This window comes from Bradyrhizobium tropiciagri (assembly GCF_001189845.1).
Classification (GTDB): Bacteria; Pseudomonadota; Alphaproteobacteria; order Rhizobiales; family Xanthobacteraceae; genus Bradyrhizobium; species Bradyrhizobium tropiciagri.
Genome location: NZ_LFLZ01000045.1, coordinates 38,535 through 61,033, shown reverse-complemented (window position 1 = coordinate 61,033; position 22,499 = coordinate 38,535). Strand labels below are relative to the sequence as shown.

22 protein-coding genes are annotated in these 22,499 nt (G+C 62.7%); 13 read left to right on the top strand and 9 right to left on the bottom strand.

Annotated elements, in window-relative coordinates:
* Positions 1–84: 84 nt before the first annotated feature.
* The 4 genes from AKN84_RS29250 to AKN84_RS29235 all read left to right on the top strand — a co-directional run bounded on the left by AKN84_RS29250 (position 85) and on the right by AKN84_RS29235 (position 2,621).
* The gene (locus AKN84_RS29250; RefSeq protein ID WP_050423987.1) at positions 85–636 is read left to right on the top strand and encodes a thiamine pyrophosphate-binding protein; all 552 of its coding nucleotides are present in this window, start codon (positions 85–87) and stop codon (positions 634–636) included.
* 8 nt (positions 637–644) lie between these two features.
* A complete protein-coding gene (locus AKN84_RS29245) occupies positions 645–1,247 on the top strand; it encodes a thiamine pyrophosphate-dependent enzyme (protein ID WP_050423986.1) in 603 nt (200 codons plus the stop codon).
* Between the two features lie 451 nt (positions 1,248–1,698).
* Positions 1,699–2,001, top strand: a complete 303-nt coding sequence (locus tag AKN84_RS46160; RefSeq protein WP_128971264.1) for a tetratricopeptide repeat protein — start codon at positions 1,699–1,701, stop codon at positions 1,999–2,001.
* Entirely contained in the window at positions 1,998–2,621 is a 624-nt protein-coding gene (locus AKN84_RS29235) for a tetratricopeptide repeat protein (protein ID WP_050423984.1), read from the top strand. Before AKN84_RS46160 ends, AKN84_RS29235 begins: the two co-directional genes overlap by 4 nt.
* Positions 2,622–2,678: 57 nt before the next feature.
* On the opposite strand, the gene AKN84_RS29230 is transcribed toward AKN84_RS29235, so the two are convergent.
* The 5 genes from AKN84_RS29230 to AKN84_RS29210 form a co-directional block, all read right to left on the bottom strand.
* The gene (locus AKN84_RS29230) at positions 2,679–3,740 is read right to left on the bottom strand and encodes a ketopantoate reductase family protein (RefSeq protein ID WP_050423983.1); all 1,062 of its coding nucleotides are present in this window, start codon (positions 3,738–3,740) and stop codon (positions 2,679–2,681) included.
* Between the two features lie 196 nt (positions 3,741–3,936).
* On the bottom strand, positions 3,937–4,326 hold the full coding sequence (locus AKN84_RS29225) for a DUF1236 domain-containing protein (protein WP_050424001.1): 390 nt from the start codon (positions 4,324–4,326) through the stop codon (positions 3,937–3,939).
* Between the two features lie 216 nt (positions 4,327–4,542).
* Positions 4,543–5,325 (bottom strand): NYN domain-containing protein, encoded by a 783-nt coding sequence (locus tag AKN84_RS29220; RefSeq protein WP_050423982.1) that lies wholly within the window; start codon positions 5,323–5,325, stop codon positions 4,543–4,545.
* 114 nt (positions 5,326–5,439) lie between these two features.
* Positions 5,440–5,847, bottom strand: a complete 408-nt coding sequence (locus AKN84_RS29215) for a hypothetical protein (RefSeq protein ID WP_050423981.1) — start codon at positions 5,845–5,847, stop codon at positions 5,440–5,442.
* A 189-nt stretch (positions 5,848–6,036) separates the two neighbouring features.
* Positions 6,037–8,166 (bottom strand): acetate--CoA ligase family protein, encoded by a 2,130-nt coding sequence (locus AKN84_RS29210; protein WP_050423980.1) that lies wholly within the window; start codon positions 8,164–8,166, stop codon positions 6,037–6,039.
* 216 nt (positions 8,167–8,382) lie between these two features.
* Here AKN84_RS29210 and AKN84_RS29205 point away from each other — a divergent pair, with 216 nt between their 5' ends.
* The 3 genes from AKN84_RS29205 to frc all read left to right on the top strand — a co-directional run bounded on the left by AKN84_RS29205 (position 8,383) and on the right by frc (position 12,220).
* A complete protein-coding gene (locus AKN84_RS29205) occupies positions 8,383–9,078 on the top strand; it encodes a GntR family transcriptional regulator (protein ID WP_050423979.1) in 696 nt (231 codons plus the stop codon).
* Between the two features lie 72 nt (positions 9,079–9,150).
* The gene (gene oxc, locus AKN84_RS29200; protein ID WP_050424000.1) at positions 9,151–10,881 is read left to right on the top strand and encodes an oxalyl-CoA decarboxylase; all 1,731 of its coding nucleotides are present in this window, start codon (positions 9,151–9,153) and stop codon (positions 10,879–10,881) included.
* Positions 10,882–10,942: 61 nt separating this feature from the next.
* A complete protein-coding gene (gene frc, locus AKN84_RS29195) occupies positions 10,943–12,220 on the top strand; it encodes a formyl-CoA transferase (RefSeq protein WP_050423978.1) in 1,278 nt (425 codons plus the stop codon).
* Between the two features lie 242 nt (positions 12,221–12,462).
* Here frc and AKN84_RS29190 read toward each other — a convergent pair whose 3' ends face one another.
* Entirely contained in the window at positions 12,463–13,050 is a 588-nt protein-coding gene (locus AKN84_RS29190) for a YybH family protein (RefSeq protein ID WP_128971263.1), read from the bottom strand.
* A gap of 968 nt (positions 13,051–14,018) precedes the next feature.
* Between AKN84_RS29190 and AKN84_RS29180 the strand changes: the two genes are divergently transcribed.
* Together AKN84_RS29180 and AKN84_RS29175 are read left to right on the top strand one after the other, a co-directional pair.
* Entirely contained in the window at positions 14,019–14,501 is a 483-nt protein-coding gene (locus tag AKN84_RS29180; RefSeq protein ID WP_128971262.1) for a hypothetical protein, read from the top strand.
* A gap of 235 nt (positions 14,502–14,736) precedes the next feature.
* Complete coding sequence (locus AKN84_RS29175) at positions 14,737–15,720, top strand: cysteine synthase A (protein ID WP_050423975.1); 984 nt, start codon at positions 14,737–14,739, stop codon at positions 15,718–15,720.
* A 197-nt stretch (positions 15,721–15,917) separates the two neighbouring features.
* On the opposite strand, the gene AKN84_RS29170 is transcribed toward AKN84_RS29175, so the two are convergent.
* From AKN84_RS29170 to AKN84_RS29160, 3 genes are all read right to left on the bottom strand, one after another.
* Positions 15,918–17,120, bottom strand: a complete 1,203-nt coding sequence (locus tag AKN84_RS29170) for a GNAT family N-acetyltransferase (RefSeq protein WP_347337368.1) — start codon at positions 17,118–17,120, stop codon at positions 15,918–15,920.
* A gap of 136 nt (positions 17,121–17,256) precedes the next feature.
* Positions 17,257–17,490: a helix-turn-helix domain-containing protein gene (locus tag AKN84_RS29165; RefSeq protein WP_050423998.1), complete on the bottom strand. Its 234-nt coding sequence runs from the start codon at positions 17,488–17,490 to the stop codon at positions 17,257–17,259.
* A 10-nt stretch (positions 17,491–17,500) separates the two neighbouring features.
* Positions 17,501–18,058 (bottom strand): DUF2975 domain-containing protein, encoded by a 558-nt coding sequence (locus AKN84_RS29160; protein WP_050423973.1) that lies wholly within the window; start codon positions 18,056–18,058, stop codon positions 17,501–17,503.
* A gap of 137 nt (positions 18,059–18,195) precedes the next feature.
* Here AKN84_RS29160 and AKN84_RS29155 point away from each other — a divergent pair, with 137 nt between their 5' ends.
* The 4 genes from AKN84_RS29155 to oxlT (AKN84_RS29145) all read left to right on the top strand — a co-directional run bounded on the left by AKN84_RS29155 (position 18,196) and on the right by oxlT (AKN84_RS29145) (position 22,284).
* Positions 18,196–18,699 (top strand): DUF2147 domain-containing protein, encoded by a 504-nt coding sequence (locus AKN84_RS29155; RefSeq protein WP_430649942.1) that lies wholly within the window; start codon positions 18,196–18,198, stop codon positions 18,697–18,699.
* 332 nt (positions 18,700–19,031) lie between these two features.
* The gene (locus AKN84_RS48195; RefSeq protein ID WP_167350175.1) at positions 19,032–19,175 is read left to right on the top strand and encodes a hypothetical protein; all 144 of its coding nucleotides are present in this window, start codon (positions 19,032–19,034) and stop codon (positions 19,173–19,175) included.
* 254 nt (positions 19,176–19,429) lie between these two features.
* Positions 19,430–20,725: an oxalate/formate MFS antiporter gene (oxlT, locus tag AKN84_RS29150; RefSeq protein WP_050423972.1), complete on the top strand. Its 1,296-nt coding sequence runs from the start codon at positions 19,430–19,432 to the stop codon at positions 20,723–20,725.
* Positions 20,726–20,964: 239 nt separating this feature from the next.
* Positions 20,965–22,284 (top strand): oxalate/formate MFS antiporter, encoded by a 1,320-nt coding sequence (oxlT, locus tag AKN84_RS29145; RefSeq protein WP_050423971.1) that lies wholly within the window; start codon positions 20,965–20,967, stop codon positions 22,282–22,284.
* Positions 22,285–22,499 lie beyond the last annotated feature (215 nt).

The following is a 22,499-nucleotide window of genomic DNA, read 5'->3' as shown; positions in this document are numbered from 1 at the left end:
CCGCGGCATGTTGACAATCACAGGCACCGCGTCAAGTTTCGATCCGCAAGCGAACATCAGCGTCGCACGAGCAGGGAGAACAGGATGGCGGCCGCGGAACAAGCCTCGTCCCAGAAGACGGCGACCACCTGGCACGGCATCGTGCTGCAGACCCTGAAGCGGAACGAGATCAAGCTCGTGCCCTATGTGCCCGACCGGGTGCTGACCACGCTGATCAAGGACCTGCACGCCGATCCCTATTTCACGACATTTCCAACCGCGCGCGAGGAAGAAGCCGTCGGCATCATCTCCGGCGCCTGGATGGCCGGCATGCGCGGCGCGGTGCTGATGCAGACCTCGGGCTTTGCCACGCTCGCCAACGTGCTGGCCTCGCTCGCGGTGCCCTACCAGATCCCGCTGATCATGTTCGTCTCCGAGCGCGGCACGCTCGGCGAGTTCAACTACGGCCAGGCGCTGGTCTGCCGCACCATGCGCCCGGTGCTGGACTCGCTGGCGATGGAGCACCACACTATCACAAGGCTCGACGAGCTCGAATTCATCGCCGACCGCTCGATCAAGCAGGCCGTCACCACCCAGGCGCCGGTGGCGCTGATCCTCTCGCCGCTTTTGACCGGCGGCAAGACCTTCGACAAGTGAGATCGGCCATGACCAGCACGCCCGCGCGCAACACCAAGGTGATGAACCGCTTCGATTTGACGCAGCGCCTCGTCAGCAAATTGAAGGACGAGGCCGTGATCGGCGGCATCGGCAACACCAATTTCGATCTCTGGGCCGCCGGCCATCGCCCGGAGAATTTCTACATGCTGGGCAGCATGGGCCTGGCGTTTCCGATCGCACTCGGCGTCGCGTTGGCGCAGCCGAAGCGCCGCGTGTTCGCGCTCGAAGGCGACGGCTCGCTGCTGATGCAGCTCGGCTGCCTCTCGACCATCGCGACGCTGGCGCCGAAGAACCTGACGATGGTGGTGATGGACAACGGCATCTACCAGATCACCGGCAGCCAGCCGACCCCGGCCGCCGGTCACACCGACATCGTCCAGGTCGCAATCGCCAGCGGCCTCGCCAATAGCTCCTGGGCCGCCGACGAGGACGATTTCGAGCGACTGATCGAGCAGTCGACACAGACCGCAGGCCCGACCCTGATCGGCGTCCGCATCGACGACAAGCCCGGCACCGGCACCACCCGCCGCGACCCCGTCCAGATCCGCGAGCGGTTCATGCACGGGATGGGGGTGCGGCAGCTGCTGTAGGGCCGCAGAAATCAATCTGCGGAGAAGCCAGCGGCGCAACCGCTAACCCGCAAAATCCGACATGCGGTAGAACGCCGCATTTGCAGTACTGGCTGTTCATTTGCGCGACAACAACGTGTGCTAGTGTCGATTCGATACAACTAAAAGAAATTGCGGAATGTGGTTGCCTCGAAATTGCAGGACAGTCCTCGTCTCGATCGCGCCTCGATTCAAATGCCCACAGCGTCGCCGCTTGTGCCGCGCGTCCATCCTCCAGCATTTGGCTTTCGCACTGCTCACACTGGTCTTCTGGGGAGGAGCAGCGACGCCCGCGCCGGCCGAGGGACGACCGCCGGGGCCGATCGGTTCAGCCTGCCAACACAACGTTTCACCGTCCGCGATCGGCCCTTCAGCCAAAGCGCCGAAGAACGAGGCCATCCCGCTTGTCAGAGCTGCAGACTCTGCAAAGGCCTTGGGCGCGCGCGAACGAGCCATCGAGCTTTGGAGCCAAGCTATCGAGCTCGACCCGGACAACCTTCCCCTGCGGATAAATCGCGCCGCGGCTTACGCGCAAGCTAACGAGCTCGACAGGGCCCTCAAGGACTATGATCGTGCGATAGTCCTTGCTCCTAGCTCTTCGATTGTCTTCCTTATCCGCGCTGAGATTCTTGCGCGAATGACCGAGTATGATCGCGTCATCGCGGACACCAGCAAGGCCATCAAGCTCACTCCCAACACGCCCGCGCGTACTTTGTCCGCAGCGTGGCGTATATGAGCAAGCGCGACTACCGCCGCGCAATCTTGGATCTGGATCAATCGGTCAGGCTGGATCCCGAGTGCTCAATCGGATACGTGATGAGGGGCCGGATATTCGATCTCAGCCGCGATCGTGGTCGCGCCGAAGCCGACTATGACAGGGCGCTTCAACTCGACTTCGGTCCCACCAATGCGACAGCCTTCTCGCGTCGAGCCGATGCTTACGCCGGCAAACGAGACTACAAACGCGCCGTCGATGATCTTGGCCTGGCCTTGACGCTTGAGCTCGGCAACGCGGATAGGCTGCGCAGGCGCTGTGAGTTCAAAGCCCTTTGGGGTGTGTTCGATGGCGCGCTGGTCGATTGCGACCAAGCATTGCGAATTCGACCTCACGACCCCAACATTCTGGAGTCTCGCGGCCTCGTCTACCTCAAGAAGGGCGCGCCGGATCAGGCCATTGAAGCCTTTGACGCTGCGGTGCAGATCGACGCAAGGCGACAGCCAAACTCGCTCTACGGACGCGCAATGGCCAAACGGCAAAAGGGAGATGTTGCAGGCAGCGAGGCCGATATCGCAGCCGCGTCGGCGATCAAGCCAAGCGTGGCAGACTACATGGAGGCCATGTACGGCATCAAATGATCGTGCGCGCCGTCGACGATGGCGCCTCGGGCCGACTGATCATAGCCGGAACTCGGCTCAATTCATCCTTAGCTCCGTGATATGCCTTGGATCCGGATTCAGCTCGCCGCGTTCGACGCGCTTGACGATGTCGGTCAGCGCTGCATTGGCGTTGCAGGCGAGGCCGAGCTTCTCGCCCTCGCGCACCACAAAGCCGTTGAGGAATTCGATCTCGGTGCGGCGGCCCTTCTGCATGTCCTGGCCCATCGAGGGGCGCTGTGCGGACGAGGTGCGCTTTGCATCCTTGAAGCGCTGCTCGTCGCAGGCGCGCATCGCGGCTTCGTCGCCCTCGCCGGCGCGGGCGATGGTCTCGGGCGGGAGGTGCAGGATCTCCTCCAGCTGATAGCCGTGTGCCTGGCCGACGCGGATCGCTTCGCTGCCGAGCCGGGTCGAGAAGCGGCGCAGCGGTTCGCTTTGCAGCACCTCGCTGCCCGCCAGACCAGTGCAGGCCGACAGCCCGTTGCCCATCACGTTGGCGACGAGCTTGGACCAGCGCTCGCCCCAGAGATTGGAGGTGACCTTGGCGCTGTCGGAATAGCCGACCAGCCGGCAGACCTCCTCCGCCCGCGCGGTGATGCGGCCATGCACCTCGCCGGCGCGAAACACGGTATGCGCTGCGCCACCCTTGCCGGCACCGCGGTGGATATGGCCGGGCTCGGGCAGATTGACGGTGATGCTGCTCGCGATGCAACCGAGCGTCTTGCCCCAGCCGACGACGCTGGCGATGGTCTCCTCGTTCATGCAGTTCTGCAGCGACACGACGTAGCCGTCCGCCGCCAGGTATTGCCGGATCAGCATGGTGGCCCAGGCCGTGTCGTAGGACTTCATGCAAATGAAGGCGATGTCGACCGGCTTTTCCTTGGCCAGTTGCTGCGCGTCGGTGACGTGCAGCGCACGTACCGGCACCGAGAACTCGGCAACATCCATCGCATGCGTGACGCGCAGTCCGTGCTTGCGCATATGCTCGACATGCTCGGGCCAGGGATCGATGAAGGTGACGTCCTCACCCGCCTGCGCCATATGCGCGCCGACATAGCCGCCGACCGCACCCGCGCCGACGATCGCGATCTTCCGACCCATGTTTCCATCCCCTGCTCTTGGCCGACGCTGGCCGCGTCCGCTCGTTGGGGGCAGTCTAGGGGATCAGGCGGTCAGGCCAACCGGTCGCTTCATGAAAAAACCGAGCCTGTGCCATGCCAGTATTCATGGGGCCAAGAAAATCCCCGCGGGCGATGTGCCCGCGAGGATGTCCGCAGTCAGATGAAGCCAGGCGCGATCAGTCGATGATCTTGACGATCCGGTGGGTGCGCGCGTCCACGATCACACGGCGATCATTGACGACCGCATAGCGATACTCGGTGTAGCGCGGCACCGGGCGCAGCACGACGGTGTCGGGCAGCGGCTCGCCGACCACGACGCGCTCGCGCACCACGACCGACGGCTCGCCGCGCGGGATCGAGGTGATCACCGCATTCGGAATCTCGAGACCGGCGCCGACCGCAGCACCGACCGTGCCGCCGACGATCTCGCCGACCGGGCCCGCAATCTCGCCGCCGGCCCGCGCACCATTCGCGGCGCCCGCAGCAGTCGTGGACTGCGCGAAGGCCGAACCGGACGCGAGCAGCGACGCAGCAACGACAAGGGAAACGGCAAAACGCTTGTTCATCATTCTCCTCCTCCGATTTGATCGACGCATCTCAACATCGGAGCGAATGAGACGTTCCAGTTCCAGCGCGGCAACTTGCGCGCAAATTCCAGTTCCCGCGCAACTCGCTCCAGTTCCAGCACAAATGAAGAAGCCGCTCCGGATAGCCTCCGAAGCGGCATTCATCATTGGTTCAGATTCGGAAGATGTTCAGATCGACCCCGCGGCGCGCGCTTTTCATTCCAGCGGTTTCTGATCGGCTCGCCGTCTTGGCGCTCGCCGTCTTTGAGGCGGCGCAGCCGCGGGCTTGATGCGGATCCGCATCGCGCCGCCCTTGGGGTGATCGATCTCGAAGGCGTTTGTCCTGCGCACCAGTTCGCCCAGGGTGCGGAAGCCGTAAGTCCGTTGATCGAAATCCGACGCGACATTGGCGAGCTGGCGTCCGACCTCGCCAAGCGTCACCCAGCCGTCTTCACTGGCGATCTGGCCGAGCACCTTCTTGATGATCGGCGTCGCTGCCTCGGGCGGCTGCAACGGCTGGGCCCGCGCGGCCGAGTCCTGGTTGCTCACCACGCCGCCACGCAAATTCTCGGTGTAGACGAACCGGCGGCAGGCCTGCCGGAAACTTTCCGGCGTCTTCTGCTCGCCGAACCCGAACACGTCGATGCCGTGCTCGCGGATACGGGCGGCAAGCCGGGTGAAATCGCTGTCCGACGACACCAGGCAGAAGCCATCGAACCGGCCGCTGTGCAGCAGGTCCATCGCGTCGATCACGAGCGTGATGTCGGAGGCATTCTTGCCGGTCGTATAGGCGAATTGCTGCTGCGGGATGATGGCGTGCTTCGACAGGATGTCGGCCCAGCCCTTCGACCTCGGATTGGAGAAGTCGCCATAGATGCGGCGCACGCTGGCCTCGCCGATCTTGGCGATCTCCTCGAACAATCCATCGGCGATCTTTGCGGATGCATTGTCGGCGTCGATCAGGACGGCGAGACGGGGCGAGCGAAGTTCGGACGGCATGGCATGTCTCAGCTGGGATGCGATGGATCAAGATTCGCACATCGCGCGTCCCAGGCATAGACCAATGGCCGCCGGACGGACGTTCGCGGCCGCGGCAGCGGCCGGCCGTGCGGGTCAGATCACCTCGCCAAGATCGATTGCTCGCCTGGCGAACTCGATGGCCTTCTCGGCGGTGATCGCATCCGCTGTGGTCGTGGCCTCGTCGCGCACCGACGGCGGCGAGGCGATCCGGATCTTCTTGCCGTTCGAGCGGCGGATGGTCGCGCGCCAGCGATCGACATCGCGGCGGTACGCATCGATGACAAAGTCCCGGTAGGCGACGCCGCTCATCAGCGGCTGAAGCGTTGCCATTTCGGCACCTGCCGGACGGCTCGCGATCTCGCGCACCATCTCGACAATCGTCTCGACGGCGTGCTCACGCGCAGCGCCGGTTGTATCCCTGAGCAGATAGCTCACCGCCGCGCCGATCTGCGCCCTGGCGCGATCGTCGCTCGCAAAATCCGAATCGACCTGAATTGACATGATGGGGAAAACGCCTCCTCCGGACGCAATATCGGATGCTTCCAGGCATCCGGCACGCTGCAACCAAGAGACGTTTAGTCGGCTCCCCATTAAAGCCGGATTATCCGTTAGCCCCCGATTTCTCGGATGCTGTTAACCGGGTCTTGATGCCGCTTCGGAACCCGTCCGAAGCGGCATCGATCGTCGATCTCAGAGCAGGCCCGCGCCGCGCGCCCACTTGTACTTGGCGCCCAGCACCTCGACCGGCAATTCGGTCGAATAGGCGTAGGCCGGAATGCCGTTCTGATACAGGTACTCGGCGGCTTCCTCGACCTCGACGTCGCCGGCGAGCGAGGCGACGATCGGCTTGACGAAGCCCTTGGCCTCCATCTCCTTCTTCACCTCGACCATGTTGCGCGCGAACACCATCGGCGGCGTCACGATGGTGTGCCAGTAGCCGAGGATCAGCGCGTGGATGCGCTCGTCCGACAGGCCGAGCTTCACCGTGTTGACGTAGGTGATCGGCGGCTCGCCGCCGGTGATATCCACAGGATTTCCGGCTGCGCCGAACGGCGGGATGAACTTGCGGAACGCCGCATCGAGATCCGGCGGCATCTGCATCAGCGACAGGCCGTTGTCGACGACGGAGTCGGAGAGCAGCACGCCGGACCCGCCGGCGCCGGTGATGATCAGCACGTTCTCGCCCTTCGGCGTCGGCAGCACCGGCACGCCGCGGGCGAACTCGAGCAGTTGCCGGAGCGAGCGCGCGCGGATCACGCCGGACTGCTTGAACACGTCCTCGTAGATCTTGTCGTTGCCGGCGAGCGCGCCGGTGTGCGACGACGCCGCCTTCGCGCCCGCAGAGGTGCGGCCGGCCTTGAGCACGACCACCGGCTTCTTCTTGGAGACGCGCTTGGCGGCCTCCGCGAAGGCGCGGCCGTCCTTCAGGTCCTCGCAGTGCTGCGCGATCAAATTGGTGTTGGGATCCTGCTCGAAGAAAGCGAGCAGATCGTCCTCGTCGATGTCGGACTTGTTGCCGAGGCCGACGATCGCCGACACGCCCATCTTGGCCGAGCGCGAGAAGCCGATGATCGCCATGCCGATGCCGCCCGACTGCGACGACAGCGCCGCGTGGCCCTTGACGTCGTAGGCGGTGCAGAACGTCGCGCAGAGATTGGCCGGCGTATAGTAGAAGCCGTAGATGTTCGGCCCCATCAGGCGGATATTGTACTTCTTGCCGACCTCGACGATCTCGGCCTGCAATTCCGGCGCGCCGGCTTCGGCAAAGCCCGAGGGAATCAGCACTGCGCCGGGGATTTTCTTCTCGCCGCATTCGGCGAGCGCGCCGGCGACGAATTTCGCGGGGATCGCGAAGACAGCCGTGTCGATCACGCCGGGCACGTCCTTGACGCTCTTGTAGGCCTTGTAGCCCAAGATCTCTTCCGCCTTCGGGTGGATCGGATAGATCTCGCCCTTGTAGCCGCCGTTGATGAGGTTCTTCATCACCGAGTTGCCGATCTTGCCGTCCTCGGCGGAGGCGCCGATCACCGCTACGCCCTTCGGCTGCATGATGCGGCTCATCGCCGCGACGATCTCCTCGGTCGGACGCGGCGCCGGGCGCGGCTTGTAGTCGAAGTCGACGACGATGCGGACGTCGGCGGCGATCGCGTTCTTGCTGGTGGCGAACACCGGATTGAGGTCGAGCTCGACGATCTCGGGGAAATCGCTGACCAGCTGCGACACCTTGACGATGACGTCGGCGAGCGCCTCGCGATTGACGGGGTCGCCGCCGCGCACGCCCTTCAGCATCTCATGCGCCTGGATGCCGTCGAGCATCGACAGCGCATCTTCCTTGGTCGCGGGCGCGAGGCGGAAGGTGATGTCCTTGAGGATTTCGACCAGCACGCCGCCAAGGCCGAAAGCGACCAGCTTGCCGAACGAGCCGTCGGTGATCGAACCGACGATCACCTCGGTGCCGCCGCCCAGCATCTGCTGGACCTGGATGCCCTCGATCTTGGCATCGGCCTTGTACTTCTTGGCGTTGGCGAGAATCGTCTCGTAGCTCTTCTCGGCGTCCGCGGCGCTCTTGACGCCGACCACGACGCCGCCGGCCTCGGTCTTATGCAGGATATCGGGCGAGACGATCTTCATCACGACCGGGAAGCCCATATCGGAGGCGATCCGGGCGGCCTCGGTCGCCGACTTGGCAACGCCCTCCTTCGGCACCGGAATGCCGTAGGCGTCGCAAACCACCTTGCCTTCGGGCGCGGTGAGGCTCGTACGCTTGTCGGCCCTGACCGCATCGAGAATTTTGCGGACCGCATCCTTAGAATTTGACATCGGCTTCCTCCTGGGACAAATTTCGTGGCATTTGGTATGCCAAAAACGTAATTGTCAAGGTCGGTCGACGATCAAAAAGTCCAAAAATATGGGCAGCTTGACATTCTGGTATTTGGCATGCCAAAAATCTAGGGTAATTTCTTCTGCTAAGAAGACGTCTCCAAGAGGAGGAGACGAGTCGTGCCAGAACCGAAACAGACCAAGGCGTCACCCACCATGGCTGACACAGATATCGCCATCGTCCGGATCGCGCCGGAGACGAGCTTCAAGAACAAGGCCTATGAAGCCTTGAAGGAAGCGATCCTGAAGATGGACATCTACGCGACGCCGGAGCCCGTGATGCTCGACGAGCGCGCATTGTCCGAGCGCCTCGGCGTCAGCCGCACGCCGATCCGCGAAGCGATCGCGATGCTCGAGCAGGACGGCTTCGTGAAGACCGTGCCGCGCCGCGGCATCGTCGTGGTCCGCCGCACCAAGGCGGAGATCGTCGACATGATCCGCGCCTGGGCGGCGCTGGAGAGCATGGCGGCGCGCCTGATCACGACCACCGCGCGCAAGAAGGACATCTCGTCGCTGCGCGACTTCTTCAAGGACTTCAGCGACGACCGCCTGCCGCAGGATCACATCGAGGAATATTCCAAGGCCAACATCGCCTTCCACCAGGCGCTGATCTCGCTGTCGGAATCGCCTGTGCTGGTCGATCTCACCAACGACCTGCTGCTGCATGTGCGCGGCTATCGCCAGCTCACGATCGGCCGCAAGGACCGCACCGCAACCTCGCTGCCGGAGCATCTCGGGATCATCGAGGCGCTGGAAGCGCGCGACACCGAGCTCGCCGAGAAGCGCGCCCGCGATCACACGCTCGGCCTTGCCGCCTATGTCGAGGCCCATGGCCAAGAGTTGTTCACGTAAGTTTGAGAATCCACACACGCTTCAGACGACAATCAGATCGTCCGAACAAGAACGATCAGGGAGACGATGCCGATGCTGAATACCGCTACGAAGTCCGAGGCACCGGGCACCGAGCAAGAATTGACCGACGGCTTCCACCTCGTCATCGACGCGCTCAAGCTCAACGGCATCGACACCGTCTATGGTGTGCCGGGTATCCCGATCACGGACCTGGGCCGCATGGCCCAGGCGGCGGGCATTCGCGTGCTCTCGTTCCGCCACGAGCAGAACGCCGGCTATGCGGCCTCGATCGCCGGCTTCCTGACCAAGCGTCCCGGTGTCTGCCTCACGGTGTCGGCGCCCGGCTTCCTCAACGGCCTCACCGCGCTGGCGCACGCCACCACCAACTGCTTCCCGATGATCCTGATCTCCGGCTCGTCCGAGCGCGAGATCGTCGACCTGCAGCAGGGCGACTATGAGGAGATGGACCAGCTCGCGATCGCCAAGCCGCTCTGCAAGGCGGCGTTCCGCGTGCTGCACGCCCAGGACATCGGCATCGGCCTTGCGCGCGCGATCCGCGCCGCGGTGTCGGGCCGTCCGGGCGGCGTCTATCTCGACCTGCCGGCAAAGCTGTTCGGCCAGGTGATGGACGCTGCGGCCGGCGAGAAGTCGCTGGTCAAGGTGATCGACGCGGCGCCCGAGCAAATCCCCTCCCCGTCTTCGGTCAAGCGCGCGCTCGACGTCCTGAAGAGCGCAAAGCGTCCGCTGATCATCCTCGGCAAGGGCGCGGCCTATGCGCAGGCCGACGAGGCGATCAAGAATTTCGTCGAGAAGAGCGGCGTGCCGTTCCTGCCGATGAGCATGGCGAAGGGCCTGTTGCCCGATCTGCATCCGCAATGCGCGGGCGCGGCGCGCTCGACCGTGCTGAAGGAAGCCGACGTCGTGATGCTGATCGGCGCCCGCCTCAACTGGCTGCTCTCGCACGGCAAGGGCAAGACCTGGGGCGAGGCTCCGAAGAAATTCATCCAGGTCGACATCGAGCCGAAGGAAATGGATTCCAACGTCGAGATCGTCGCCCCCGTTGTCGGCGATATCGGCTCCTGCGTCTCCGCGTTCCTCGACGCCATGGGCGCGAACTGGTCGGCCGCGCCGGGCGATTGGCTCGCCACCGTTGCGAAGAAGCGTGACGACAACGTCGCCAAGATGGCGCCGAAGCTGATGAGCAACGCTTCGCCGATGGATTATCACGGTGCGCTCGGCGCGCTGCGCGCCATCATCGCGGAACGCCCCGACACCATCTTCGTCAACGAGGGCGCCAACACGCTCGACCTCGCCCGCGGCGTCGTCGACATGCACAAGCCGCGCAAGCGGCTCGACGTCGGCACCTGGGGCGTGATGGGCATCGGCATGGGCTATTCGATCGCGGCTGCGGTCGAGACCGGCCTGCCCGTGCTCGCGGTCGAAGGCGACAGCGCGTTCGGCTTCTCGGGCATGGAGGTCGAGACCATCTGCCGCTACAAGCTGCCGATCTGCGTCGTGATCTTCAACAATGACGGCATCTATCGCGGCACCGACGTCAACAGCGCCGGCGACGATCCGGCGACCACCGTGTTCGTCAAGGGCTCGCGCTACGACAAGATGATGGAAGCCTTCGGCGGCGTCGGCGTCAACGCCACCTCGCCGGACGAGCTGAAGCGCGCGGTCAATGCGGCGCTGGATAGTGGCAAGCCGACCCTGATCAACGCCGTGATCGATCCGGCCGCGGGCTCGGAGAGCGGCCGCATCGGCAACCTCAATCCGCAGAGCGTTTTGAAGAAGAAGTAACCCCTCAAACCCACATCACTCCCTGCGGGTGCAGGGGCAGACAGAGTACGGAGCAATAGATATGACCAAGGCGCTCAAGGGCGTTCGCATTCTCGATTTCACCCACGTCCAGTCGGGTCCGACCTGCACGCAATTGCTGGCCTGGTTCGGCGCCGACGTGATCAAGGTCGAGCGCCCCGGCGTCGGCGACATCACGCGTGGCCAGCTGCAGGACATCCCGAACGTGGACAGCCTGTATTTCACCATGCTGAACCACAACAAGCGCTCGATCACGCTCGACACCAAGAACCCGAAGGGCAAGGAAGTGTTGACCGCGCTGATCAAGCAGTGCGACGTGCTGGTCGAGAATTTCGGCCCCGGCGTGCTCGATCGCATGGGCTTCCCCTGGGAGAAGATCCACGCCATCAACCCGAAGATGATCGTCGCCTCGATCAAGGGTTTCGGCCCCGGCCCGTATGAGGACTGCAAGGTCTACGAGAACGTCGCGCAGTGCACCGGCGGCGCCGCCTCGACCACCGGCTTCCGCGACGGCCTGCCGCTCGTCACCGGCGCGCAGATCGGCGACAGCGGCACCGGCCTCCACCTCGCGCTCGGCATCGTCACCGCGCTCTATCAGCGCACCCATTCCGGCCAGGGCCAGCGCGTCACCGCCGCGATGCAGGACGGCGTGCTCAACCTCGCCCGCGTCAAGCTGCGCGACCAGCAGCGCCTCGCCCACGGCCCGCTGAAGGAATACAGCCAGTTCGGCGAAGGCATTCCGTTCGGCGATGCCGTGCCGCGCGCCGGCAACGATTCCGGCGGCGGCCAGCCCGGCCGCATCCTGAAGTGCAAGGGCTGGGAGACCGACCCGAACGCCTACATCTACTTCATCACCCAGGCCCCCGTCTGGGAGAAGATCTGCGACGTAATCGGCGAGCCGACCTGGAAGACCGATCCGAACTACGCCAAGCCGCCGGCCCGCCTGCCGCGCCTCAACGAGATCTTCGCCCGCATCGAGCAGTGGACGATGACCAAGACCAAGTTCGAGGCGATGGAGATCCTCAACAAGGACGACATCCCCTGCGGCCCGATCCTGTCGATGAAGGAGATCGCGGAAGACCAGTCGCTGCGCGCGACCGGCACCGTGGTCGAGGTCGATCACCCGACCCGCGGCAAGTACGTCTCGGTCGGCAACCCGATCAAGCTGTCGGATTCGCCGAGCGACGTGCAGCGCTCGCCGCTGCTCGGCGAGCACACCGACGAGATCCTGCGCGAGGTGCTCGGCTTCAGCGATCACCAGGTCGCAGAGATCCACGATTCCGGCGCGCTCGATCCGCCGCGCAAGCAGGCCGCCGAGTAACGGCCGCGCTCAATCAACACCACGAATGGCCGCGGGCAACCGCGGCCATTTTTGTTTTGCTTGAAATCGCGGATCTAATGTGTTGATCCGCTAGGGATCATCTTCGACTCGATCCAGCCGGTTTTGCCTGCCGGTTCACGTCCGCTTCGCGCCGAGAATGACCATGGCGCAGTGCCGCCGCGAACCGACGCGATGCGCGATCAGAAGCGGAATATTCGCCGCCGTTCGGCGTCAGCCCGAATTTATTTCGTTATCGGCGCTGCGGATCGTACTGCGCTCTGATAGTCACCAAGGAGTTTGGCGTCTTCGATTGATCCGTGATGGTGCATCTGGCGCCAGCGACCATTCATCAGTTGAAAAATTCGGGTGGTGCGGATGTTCAGACTTTTTACGACGTCACCATCATGGTAGGTGCCGCGCTCCCGCCCCACGGCCCAAAAGACGTCGCCCGCGCGATGGATGGTATAGTCCCAAAATTCAACGTGAACGTCCGCCGAACTCTTGAAGACTCCCTGGTACATCAAGTGCGGCTGATCTGCTCCCCGCCGAATCCCTCCGAGAGGATTGTCAATTGCGACCTCATCGGAATCAGCAAAGTTCTCGTCGATCATTTTCAGATCGCGAGTGTTGAACCCGCGGTAAAATTGGGCCAAAGCCTGTTGAGGCTGGCTTAGGTCACCGAGATCTTCGTTACCTGTGATGGGATCCTGTATCGGTTTTTGGCCCTGGGCCCCGGCGGCACCGAGAGGCGTCGAAATCAAAGCACAATTGACGGCCAATCCGAATATCGCCGAGATGAGCAGGCTCCTTTGGTGCAGCGTAGTCGACATGGTCTGTCTCCTCATACTTCTATCGATATCTCCATTTCGATCGATCTCGTCCGAGCGCGTCATCACCTTTTGCTCGAAGCAATGGAACGAATTCCAGCGTTAGCGCGCGGCCACCTCAAACAGCCGGATTTTATGGTCGAGGCCCCTAGCGGAACCGACTAATCTCAGCCCTGACGAGTTGGTTGTGACGGGCCAACAGTTCTTGCCATGCGCCATCCCCGAGCTCACGCGCGCGCGCCGGCGCGCTCATAACGAGCCATGGTCCGCAGAATTGAATATGAAAGAAATCGCTTCTTCACGGTAGTCCTCCTCGGGGAGCGACGACCTCTGAGCGCGTTGCCTCTGCTCCTCTTGCGACTCGCGCCCGCCTGAGTGCAAAGGGACTCCGAAAAAGAGCGGGTCCGAAGGAAGTTGGATTAAAAAATAGGTCGCCTGAGAGGCGACTCCGTCTTTGCCCCACCAAGCCAAAATGCCATTTGGGCAAAAAAAGCTACCTCAATCTCAGGACAAAGTCACTCATTCGGCGAGATTTTCGCCCGCATCGAACAGTGGACGATGATGAAGACCAGTCGCTCCGCGCACGTCCGCCAAAGGCCATGTGTAGACCAATGCAGCGCAGCAAATTGCGTCCTGTTCGATTACCTCTTCGGCGCGGTCGGCGGCCGGATCGGATCGTAAACGAACGAGCACGCCATTTGCTTTTGGCGCTCAGCGTCCCTCAGGTAGCAATTCTCAATTTCGATGCTGTCGCTCACACAGAAGGCACTCCGCCTTCCGCATTTGTTTCCGGCCAAGTCCTTGTCCTCGGGGTTGGAAGCCGAGGCGTCAGATCGCCGCGATGCTTTTGGCCGTAGCGAGGCCCGCTTTGGGGACAATTGCCCCTCATAAACTCCGATCAGTGTGCTACCCTTCACTGTCCCGTTTTCGCGGGACAGATATTTTGAATCCATTTTCAGGAGGGGAATGCCATGCGAACTTACGTATTACCCCTATTGATCGTCGCCACCGTACCATCTGCGTTTGCAGCCGAAGTGCCGAAGGAGGGCAACTACGACTACACCGCGTGCTGGTCCGGCACGAACAACGTGATCACCTTCTCCAAGACGCACACTGCGGCCAGTTACGAAATGACGGGGGCTATCCGAAGCACCACTCCGGGCGGTATGTTTGACAAGCACACCTTCCGCTGCGTTGGGATGAATGCTTCGCTCGACGGCAAGAACACCGGATCCACGGTGTGCGAGGCCATCGATGCGGATGGCGACAAGCGCCTGTCCACCTTTGCTCTCGGCAACGACGGCAAGGTCACTCGCGAGAATGTCGTCGGCACTGGAAAATACGAAGGCATGGTCGCAAGCGGCACGGTCCAGCCGCTCGGACCGTTTCCGGTCATCAAGGCCGGGACATTTCAGGACTGCAATCACCAAACCGGCACCTATAAGCTGAAATAGCATACGTGCCCTCGAAATGCCGCCGCTTGAACGGCGGCATTTCGTCTGGAGCTATGGCACCTGGATTGCCCTCTGCGAAGCGAAAGCTCGTGTGAATAGCGCCTCTTCAAAAAGAACGAAATCGCCGGCATCGCCACGCGGACGATAGAGATGCTTCCCAAATCACCGCGAGAACAGCACCAACGCTCTGACCGGCCCGGCGTAAGATAGCCGTGGAAACGAAGGATGGGGCACCATGAACGTTCGCTCGGGTCTTCTGGATGCGATTGGCAATACGCCCCTGATCAAGCTGCGCGGGCCATCGGATGCCACCGGCTGCGACATCTACGGCAAGGCGGAATTCCTCAATCCGGGCGGCTCGATCAAGGATCGTGCGGCTCTGGCGATCATCAACGATGCCGAGCAACGCGGCCTGCTCCAGCCGGGCGGCACCATCGTCGAAGGCACGGCCGGCAATGTCGGCATCGGCATTGCGTTGGTGGCCAATGCCCGCGGCTACCGTTCCGTGATCGTGATGCCCGACACGCAAAGCCAGGAGAAGCAGGACCTGCTGCGGCTCTACGGCGCCGATCTGCGCCTGATACCCGCGGTGCCCTATTCCGATCCCAGCCACTATGCACGCTATTCCGCGCGCCTCGCCGCGGAGCTCGGAGCATTTTGGGCGAACCAGTTCGACAACGTCGCCAACAGCGAAGGCCACTATCGCACGACCGGCCGCGAGATCTGGCAGCAGACGGACGGCAAGATCGACGGCTTCACCTGCGCCGTCGGCAGCGGCGGCACCCTGGGCGGCGTTGCACGCGCCCTCAAGGAACGCAATCCGACCGTGAAGATTGCGCTCAGCGATCCGATGGGCGCCGCGCTCTACAACTGGTTCACCAACGGCAAGCTCACGACAGAAGGCGATTCGATCACGGAGGGCATCGGCCAGGTCCGCGTGACGAAGAACCTTGAAGGCGCGCCGATCGACATCGCCTACCAGATCACGGATGAGGAGGCGCTGCCGGTCCTGTTCGACCTGATCGAACATGAGGGATTGGTGCTGGGCGGTTCGAGCGCGATCAACATCGTCGGGGCGATGCGGCTTGCACGCGACCTTGGCCCCGGCAAGACCATCGTCACCATCCTCGCCGACGGCGGCCAGCGCTACCAGTCCAAGCTCTTCAATCCGGATTTCCTGCGCAAGAAAAACCTGCCGCTGCCGCGCTGGATGAATTGAGGCGGGCGTCGTTCGTCTTGAACGGGCAACCCGACCTCTCAATGCGATTAACCGGCGCGCGCTTCCGGTCGGCTCATCGGATCGATCGACGTAGCCAAGCCGAAGCGCGTCTCGACCGCTTCGAGGCAGAGGTCCTCGCGCAATCGCGAGCCGGTGACAAGCCCCTCGATCGGGAGTCCGTTTGTTGCCTCGCCCCGCTACCAGAGATCGCGATAGTTCGTGAACCGCCGCAGGGTCTTGTCGTAGCGGGCCGGCACGATCCAGGGCAGCAGCAGCTTGAAAATAAAGTTGGGAAGCGGAGAACGAAGACGCACATAGAGGTCGAGCGGATCGAGATCGTGGCGCATCCGGAATTTCGGTTCGTAGCTGAGACCCGTGCTGCGAAGCCATTTGTAGCCGTTGGCCATCGCCCAGTTCATCATGTCGCGAATGGTGTAGTAGTAAAGATGGAGGTCGAGGGCGACGGCATAGTCCAACCCGACATACTCCCAGAACAGACTGTCGCCTTCGACCATGCAGAGGCTGAAGGCGACCGCCTTCCCGCCCCGGTGCCAGATGAAGAAGCGGACCTTGTCCTTCATGTCGCTGCCAAGCCGGCGCAGATAGTCGGCTGTCAGCCTCTCGAAACGGAATTTCGAACGATCGAAGACCTGCAGGTAGAGCGGATGGATCTCGTCGACGGCATCGCTTGCATCTTCGGTGACGGTGAGGACTATGGTTTGACCGTCGGTTGCCTTGAATTTCTTGCGGAGCTGCCAGCGCGCGGACCGTGACAGCGCATTTCGCATGTACGCGTCGAAATCGTCGTGCTCGATGTTGAGCGCCGTCATCGGCATGCTCGGCGCGCGGGCGAAGCCGCGCCGGATGAAGCACTCCAGCACCGGCCGGTAGCGCGCAGGGAATTCCTTCAGGACAATGAGCTGCGCCCGGCACGACTTTGCGAGATCGACGATCTCGCGGCAAAGAATCTCGGCGATCTCGCCAGGCGACACCGTGTCTGATCCGGCGAGATGTCCCTCTCCGGCAAAGCACCCGATCATCAAGGTGCGCATCTTGAGGAATCCGGGAACGAAGCGTCGGATGCGCGCCAGCAACGGCTGCCATTCGGCGCCTAGTCCTTCGAGAATGTCCTGCTCAAGTAAAAAAAACGGCTGCACCGCCTGGATGCAGTCTGCCCGGTCGATGATCGCGAGGTACCGGTACTCGACGCCGTCGCGGAGCGTATCCTCCACGATCTCGTAGTAGCGGTTATCCTTGCGTAAATCGGCGAAAGTGGCAGCCCAAGCCGGGCACCCCTCGATCTCGCCGCGCGTCACGATCTTCACGTAAAACCGCGCTCGGGCCGCGGCCGCGTCGACTACACTTGTTGTACCAACCAGGCTGACTGCGTCTGACGCCACGCATTGCTCCGGATGACGCTAAATTTTTCAAATATGGTCTGAATGTAACTGAATTTGCCGGAAGTTTCTGCGCCATCAGCGCAACAGGCCAATGTTTTCCACGATGACGAGCAGGCGGCGGGGACCGCGCGTCGGATCAACCACCCTCGCCTTCACCCCCCTCATCGCCCGGCACATACTCCAATATGTCCCCCGGCCGGCAGTCCAGTTCGCGGCAGATCGCCGACAGCGTCGAGAAGCGCATCGCCTTGGCCTTGCCGGTCTTCAGGATCGACAGGTTCTGAATCGAGATGCCGATCGCGTCCGCGAGGTCTCCGAGGCGGCGCTTGCGCTTTGCGAGCATGACATCGAGGTTCACCACGATGGGCACCGGCATCACCTCAGATCGTCAGCTCGTTTTCGGACTGCAACAGGATGGCGTGCTCGATCACGAACTTCAGCGCCATCAGGAAGACGCCGCCGGCGACGGTGCTGACGTCGACGCCGTAACTCGGCAGGAAGAACTTGACGTCGCCGAGTTGATACAGGGCATAGCTCACCGCAACGGTCGTGATCGTATCCACAAACGGCCAGACCACCAGGAAGATCCCCATCCACCAGACACCTTGCAGCGTTTCGGACACGAAGATCCGCCCGTTGGCGAATCGATTGACCATGCGATGAAGGATGCCGATCAACACGGCGTAAAACGATACCCCAAGCGCGAACAGCGACCAGAACAGCACCTGGCCCTTGGCCGACATGGTGAGCGGGTTGGCGACGATGGCGGCACATTTGGCCTGCTCGCCGGTGAGGCTTTCGGCGATCGTGGCCGAGGCCGTGGTGGTGCGGTAATAGGCGAGCCACAGCACCACCGGCAGCGCGGCCCAGATCACCCAGAACGCCCGATCGAGCCTTCGAAACCAAAGCTGGCGCTGCTCGCGAACCGATTTCCCCATCGCACCCACCCGAAAAAATTTTTGCCAAACAGGCCATTACGGCTGGGATGCATCATGCCTTGGTAATGTTGTTGACTCAACCTAAAACGTGATTTATTTCATGTTTATCATGAAATTTTTCATGAAGAAGGTGGATGATGACTTTACCCGCAGATAGTGACGGCCAGCTCAAGGCCCTAAAGCAGCTGATCCACGCTCACCTTACCCGCCGCCTGATCGTGGCGGCGTTGCACATCCCGCTCCTCGGCGGCACCGCCGAAGCCGCCAAGGCCACCGACAAGGCGAGCGATCCGGCCGGCGTCTGGCTGACCCAGTCCGGCGACGCCAGGATCAAGGTCCACCGCTGCGGCGCCGCGCTGTGCGGCCGCGTCGTCTGGCTGAAAGAGCCGACCGACAAGGCCACCGGCAAGCCGCAGCTCGACGACAAGAATGTCGATCCCGCGCAGCGCACCCGCCCGGTGATGGGCATGTCGCTGTTCATCAACATGCAGCCCGCCGGCCCGAACAAATGGGCGGGCCGGATCTACAACGCCGACGACGGCAAGACCTATGAGAGCTCGGTGACGCTGGTGTCGTCGGGCACACTGAATGTACGCGGCTGCATGGGAACGCTGTGCGCAGGCGAAGACTGGACGCGGTGAAGGGATCTGGCCCCGACCCTTCAACCGGCCAAGAAGAAAAGCAAACCCAGTCACTCAAGGCCGCCCATCGGGGCGGCCTTCTTTATGACGGCCGCGCCGTGCGGGCACCACGGGCTACGGCCGAACATCCGGCCGCCGGGAACGCCTGATTCAAGGCTCTGGTTTCACGCCGCTTTCCCTCGGATCTGGGATGCCAGGGGGTCAATTATGCTGCAATGCACAGTGGCGAATGCTGCCATGCAAACAAACCCGTTGTATCTGGCATCTGGTATACATAATTTGGCTGCAGATGATGCCGGCCCATTGCTGGCCTCCAGTGAAAGGGGACACCAATGTCCAAGACGACTGCTACCGCCATCGCGCTCGCGCCCTCCTCCACCCTGTTCGGCCGCCTGCTGGCTTCGATCGACCGCCTGCTGATGAAGAGCGCGGAGATCTCCAACCGCAACGGCGACCTGCCGCGCTTCGGCCTCTGACGCACCGCGATTCCCTGCCGCTCTTCGCCGCGCGTGTTTCGCTGCAAGATGCGACCTGACATTGAACCTTCGACCAATGGCCCCGATTTCCGGGGCCATTTTTTTGCGCGCTGAACTAGTGTTCGCGCGCGCCTGAGTCTTCTGCGGCATATGCGCACGCTGGCTCTGCGACAGCTTGAACCATGGCATATCGGATACCAAGATGATTGCGCCGCGCCACAAGCAGAATGACAAAGCGCGCACTGGGAGGATGAATGTCGGACATGGTTCAGGCAACTGCGGCCCCCGCGGCCGCGCGTGTCAGCGACACCTATCGCTGGACGCAACTTGCGATCGGCGTCGCCGCAATGGTGATGATCGCAAACTATCAATACGGGTGGACGTTCTTCGTACCCGACATCCAGAAGAAGTTTGGATGGGATCGCGCATCGATCCAATGGGCCTTTACGCTGTTCGTGCTGTTCGAGACCTGGCTGGTGCCGGTCGAAGGCTGGTTCGTCGATAAATATGGTCCGCGCCTCGTCGTGCTGATCGGCGGCATCCTCTGCGCGATCGGCTGGGCGATCAACGCGCAGGCGACCTCGCTGAACGGCTACTATCTCGGCATGATCATCGCCGGCATCGGCGCCGGCGGCGTCTACGGCACCTGCGTCGGCAACGCGCTGAAATGGTTTCCCGACAAGCGCGGGCTTGCGGCTGGCATCACCGCAGCCGGCTTCGGCGCGGGTTCCGCGCTGACGGTCGCGCCGATCCAGGCGATGATCAAGGACTCCGGCTTCCAGACCACCTTCCTCTATTTCGGTCTCGGCCAGGGCATCATCATCGTGCTGCTCGCCTTCTTCCTGCTCGCGCCAAAGGCCGGACAGGTGCCGGCCGTCGTGCAGAACGCCAACATCATCCAGACCCGACGCAACTATCAGCCGACCGAAGTGCTGCGGCAGCCGATCTTCTGGCTGATGTACTTCATGTTCGTGATCGTCGGCGCCGGCGGGTTGATGGTGACGGCGAACCTGAAGCCGATCGCGGTCGACTGGAAGGTCGACAGCGTGCCGGTCACGCTAATGGCGGTGACGATGACGGCCGTGACCTTCGCGGCCACCATCGATCGCGTCCTCAACGGTCTGACGCGTCCGTTCTTCGGCTGGATCTCCGACATGATCGGCCGCGAGAACACGATGTTCATCGCCTTCGGCATGGAAGGCTTCGGCATCTGGATGCTCTACCTCTGGGGCCACGATCCGGTCTGGTTCGTGCTGCTCTCGGGCTTCGTGTTCTTCGCCTGGGGCGAGATCTACTCGCTGTTCCCCTCGACCTGCACCGACACGTTCGGTGCCAAGTTCGCGACGACGAATGCGGGCCTGCTCTACACCGCGAAAGGCACTGCGGCACTGCTGGTACCGATCGCCAACTACATGCAGCAGTCGTCGGGCAATTGGGACAACGTGTTCATCATCGCAGCCGGCGCCAACATCCTTGCCTCGCTGCTCGCGATATCAGTGCTCAAGCCATGGCGCAAAATCGTGGTCGAGAAATCGACGGCGATGGCCTAGGTAACGAGCCACGTCTGCTGACGAAAACGCCCGGCCGACGCCGGGCGTTTTTCATTTCGCGGCCCCGATCGCGAGCCCCAATCAGCCCAAAGTATGCCAGTTTTGCTGCAACGCAGCAGAAAGATTGGCTTGCTTTCTGGAATATAGTATACCAACCTCCCGCCAAGTGCTTGCGACGATACGCCACAATAATTGCGACACTGGGTCACAAGAAGACCAGGCGCGCTCGGGAGGATTTGATGGTTTCCAGCAATGCTGCCGCAACACAAGCCCAACCTTCGTTCAGCGGCTTCCGCTGGCTGCAGCTCGTCATGGGCATCGTCTGCATGGCGATGATCGCCAACCTGCAATATGGCTGGACGCTGTTCGTCGATCCGATCGACGGCGCGCATCACTGGGGCCGCGCGTCAATCCAGTTCGCCTTCACGATCTTCGTGGTGACCGAGACCTGGCTGGTGCCGGTCGAGGCCTGGTTCGTCGACAAATACGGCCCGCGGATCGTCATCATGTTCGGCGGCGTGATGATCGCGCTCGCCTGGGTGCTGAACTCCTACGCGGATTCACTCACCGTGCTCTATGCCGCGGCGGTCGTCGGCGGCATCGGCGCCGGCTCGGTCTACGGCACCTGTGTCGGCAATGCGCTGAAATGGTTTCCCGATCGCCGCGGCCTCGCCGCCGGCGCAACGGCGGCGGGTTTCGGCGCGGGCGCGGCGCTGACCGTGGTGCCGATCGCCAACATGATCGCCTCGAGCGGCTACCAGACCGCGTTCTTCGACTTCGGCATCGGGCAAGGCCTGATCGTGTTCCTGCTCGCCTTCTTCATCCAGAAGCCCGCGGTCTCGATCCCGCCGAAGAAGAAGCAACTCAACCTGCCGCAGACCAAGATCGATTTCACCCCGCCGCAGGTGCTGCGCAGCCCGATCTTCTGGGTGATGTATCTGGTGTTCGTGATGGTCGCCTCCGGCGGCCTGATGGCGGCGGCGCAGATCGCGCCGATCGCGCACGACTACAAGATCGCCGCGACGCCAGTCTCGCTCGCCGGCTTCCAGATGGCCGCGCTGACCTTCGCGATCTCACTCGACCGCATCTTCGACGGTTTCGGACGGCCGTTCTTCGGCTGGGTGTCCGACAATATCGGCCGTGAGCACACCATGTTCATCGCGTTCGGCACCGGCGCGCTGATGCTGCTGACGCTGTCGACCTGGGGCCACAACCCGCTGGTGTTCGTGCTGGCCACCGCAGTCTATTTCGGCGTGTTCGGCGAGATCTACTCGCTGTTCCCGGCGACCTGCGGTGACACCTTCGGCTCGAAATTCGCGACCACCAACAACGGCATGCTCTACACCGCGAAAGGCACCGCAGCGCTCCTGGTGCCGGCCGCCAGCATCGTTGCCGCCAGCTATGGCTGGCAGGCGGTGTTCGTGATCGCGGTCGCGCTCAATGCCACCGCGGCGCTGATGGCGCTGTTCGTGATCAAGCCGATGCGCCGCGCGTTCATCAACGGCAACGAGGCGGCTGCGGCCGCCGCCGAGACCGCGACCAACGCCAAGACAGCCTGAGAAGACAGCCTGAGAAGACGGCCTGAGATGCCGGCCTGATTTCGCTGCCGGATTCGGCACTGAACCGATGGAGGCGCACTTCGGTGCGCCTCTTTCTTTTGACAGTTCAGGGATACCAGATACCAGAAACGCCCGGAACGGCCGGCGACCTGCCCGCTCACTCCCGGTCACAATCGTCTGAAACGTCAGCTGTTCTGCCTATTTCGGCGATTTCC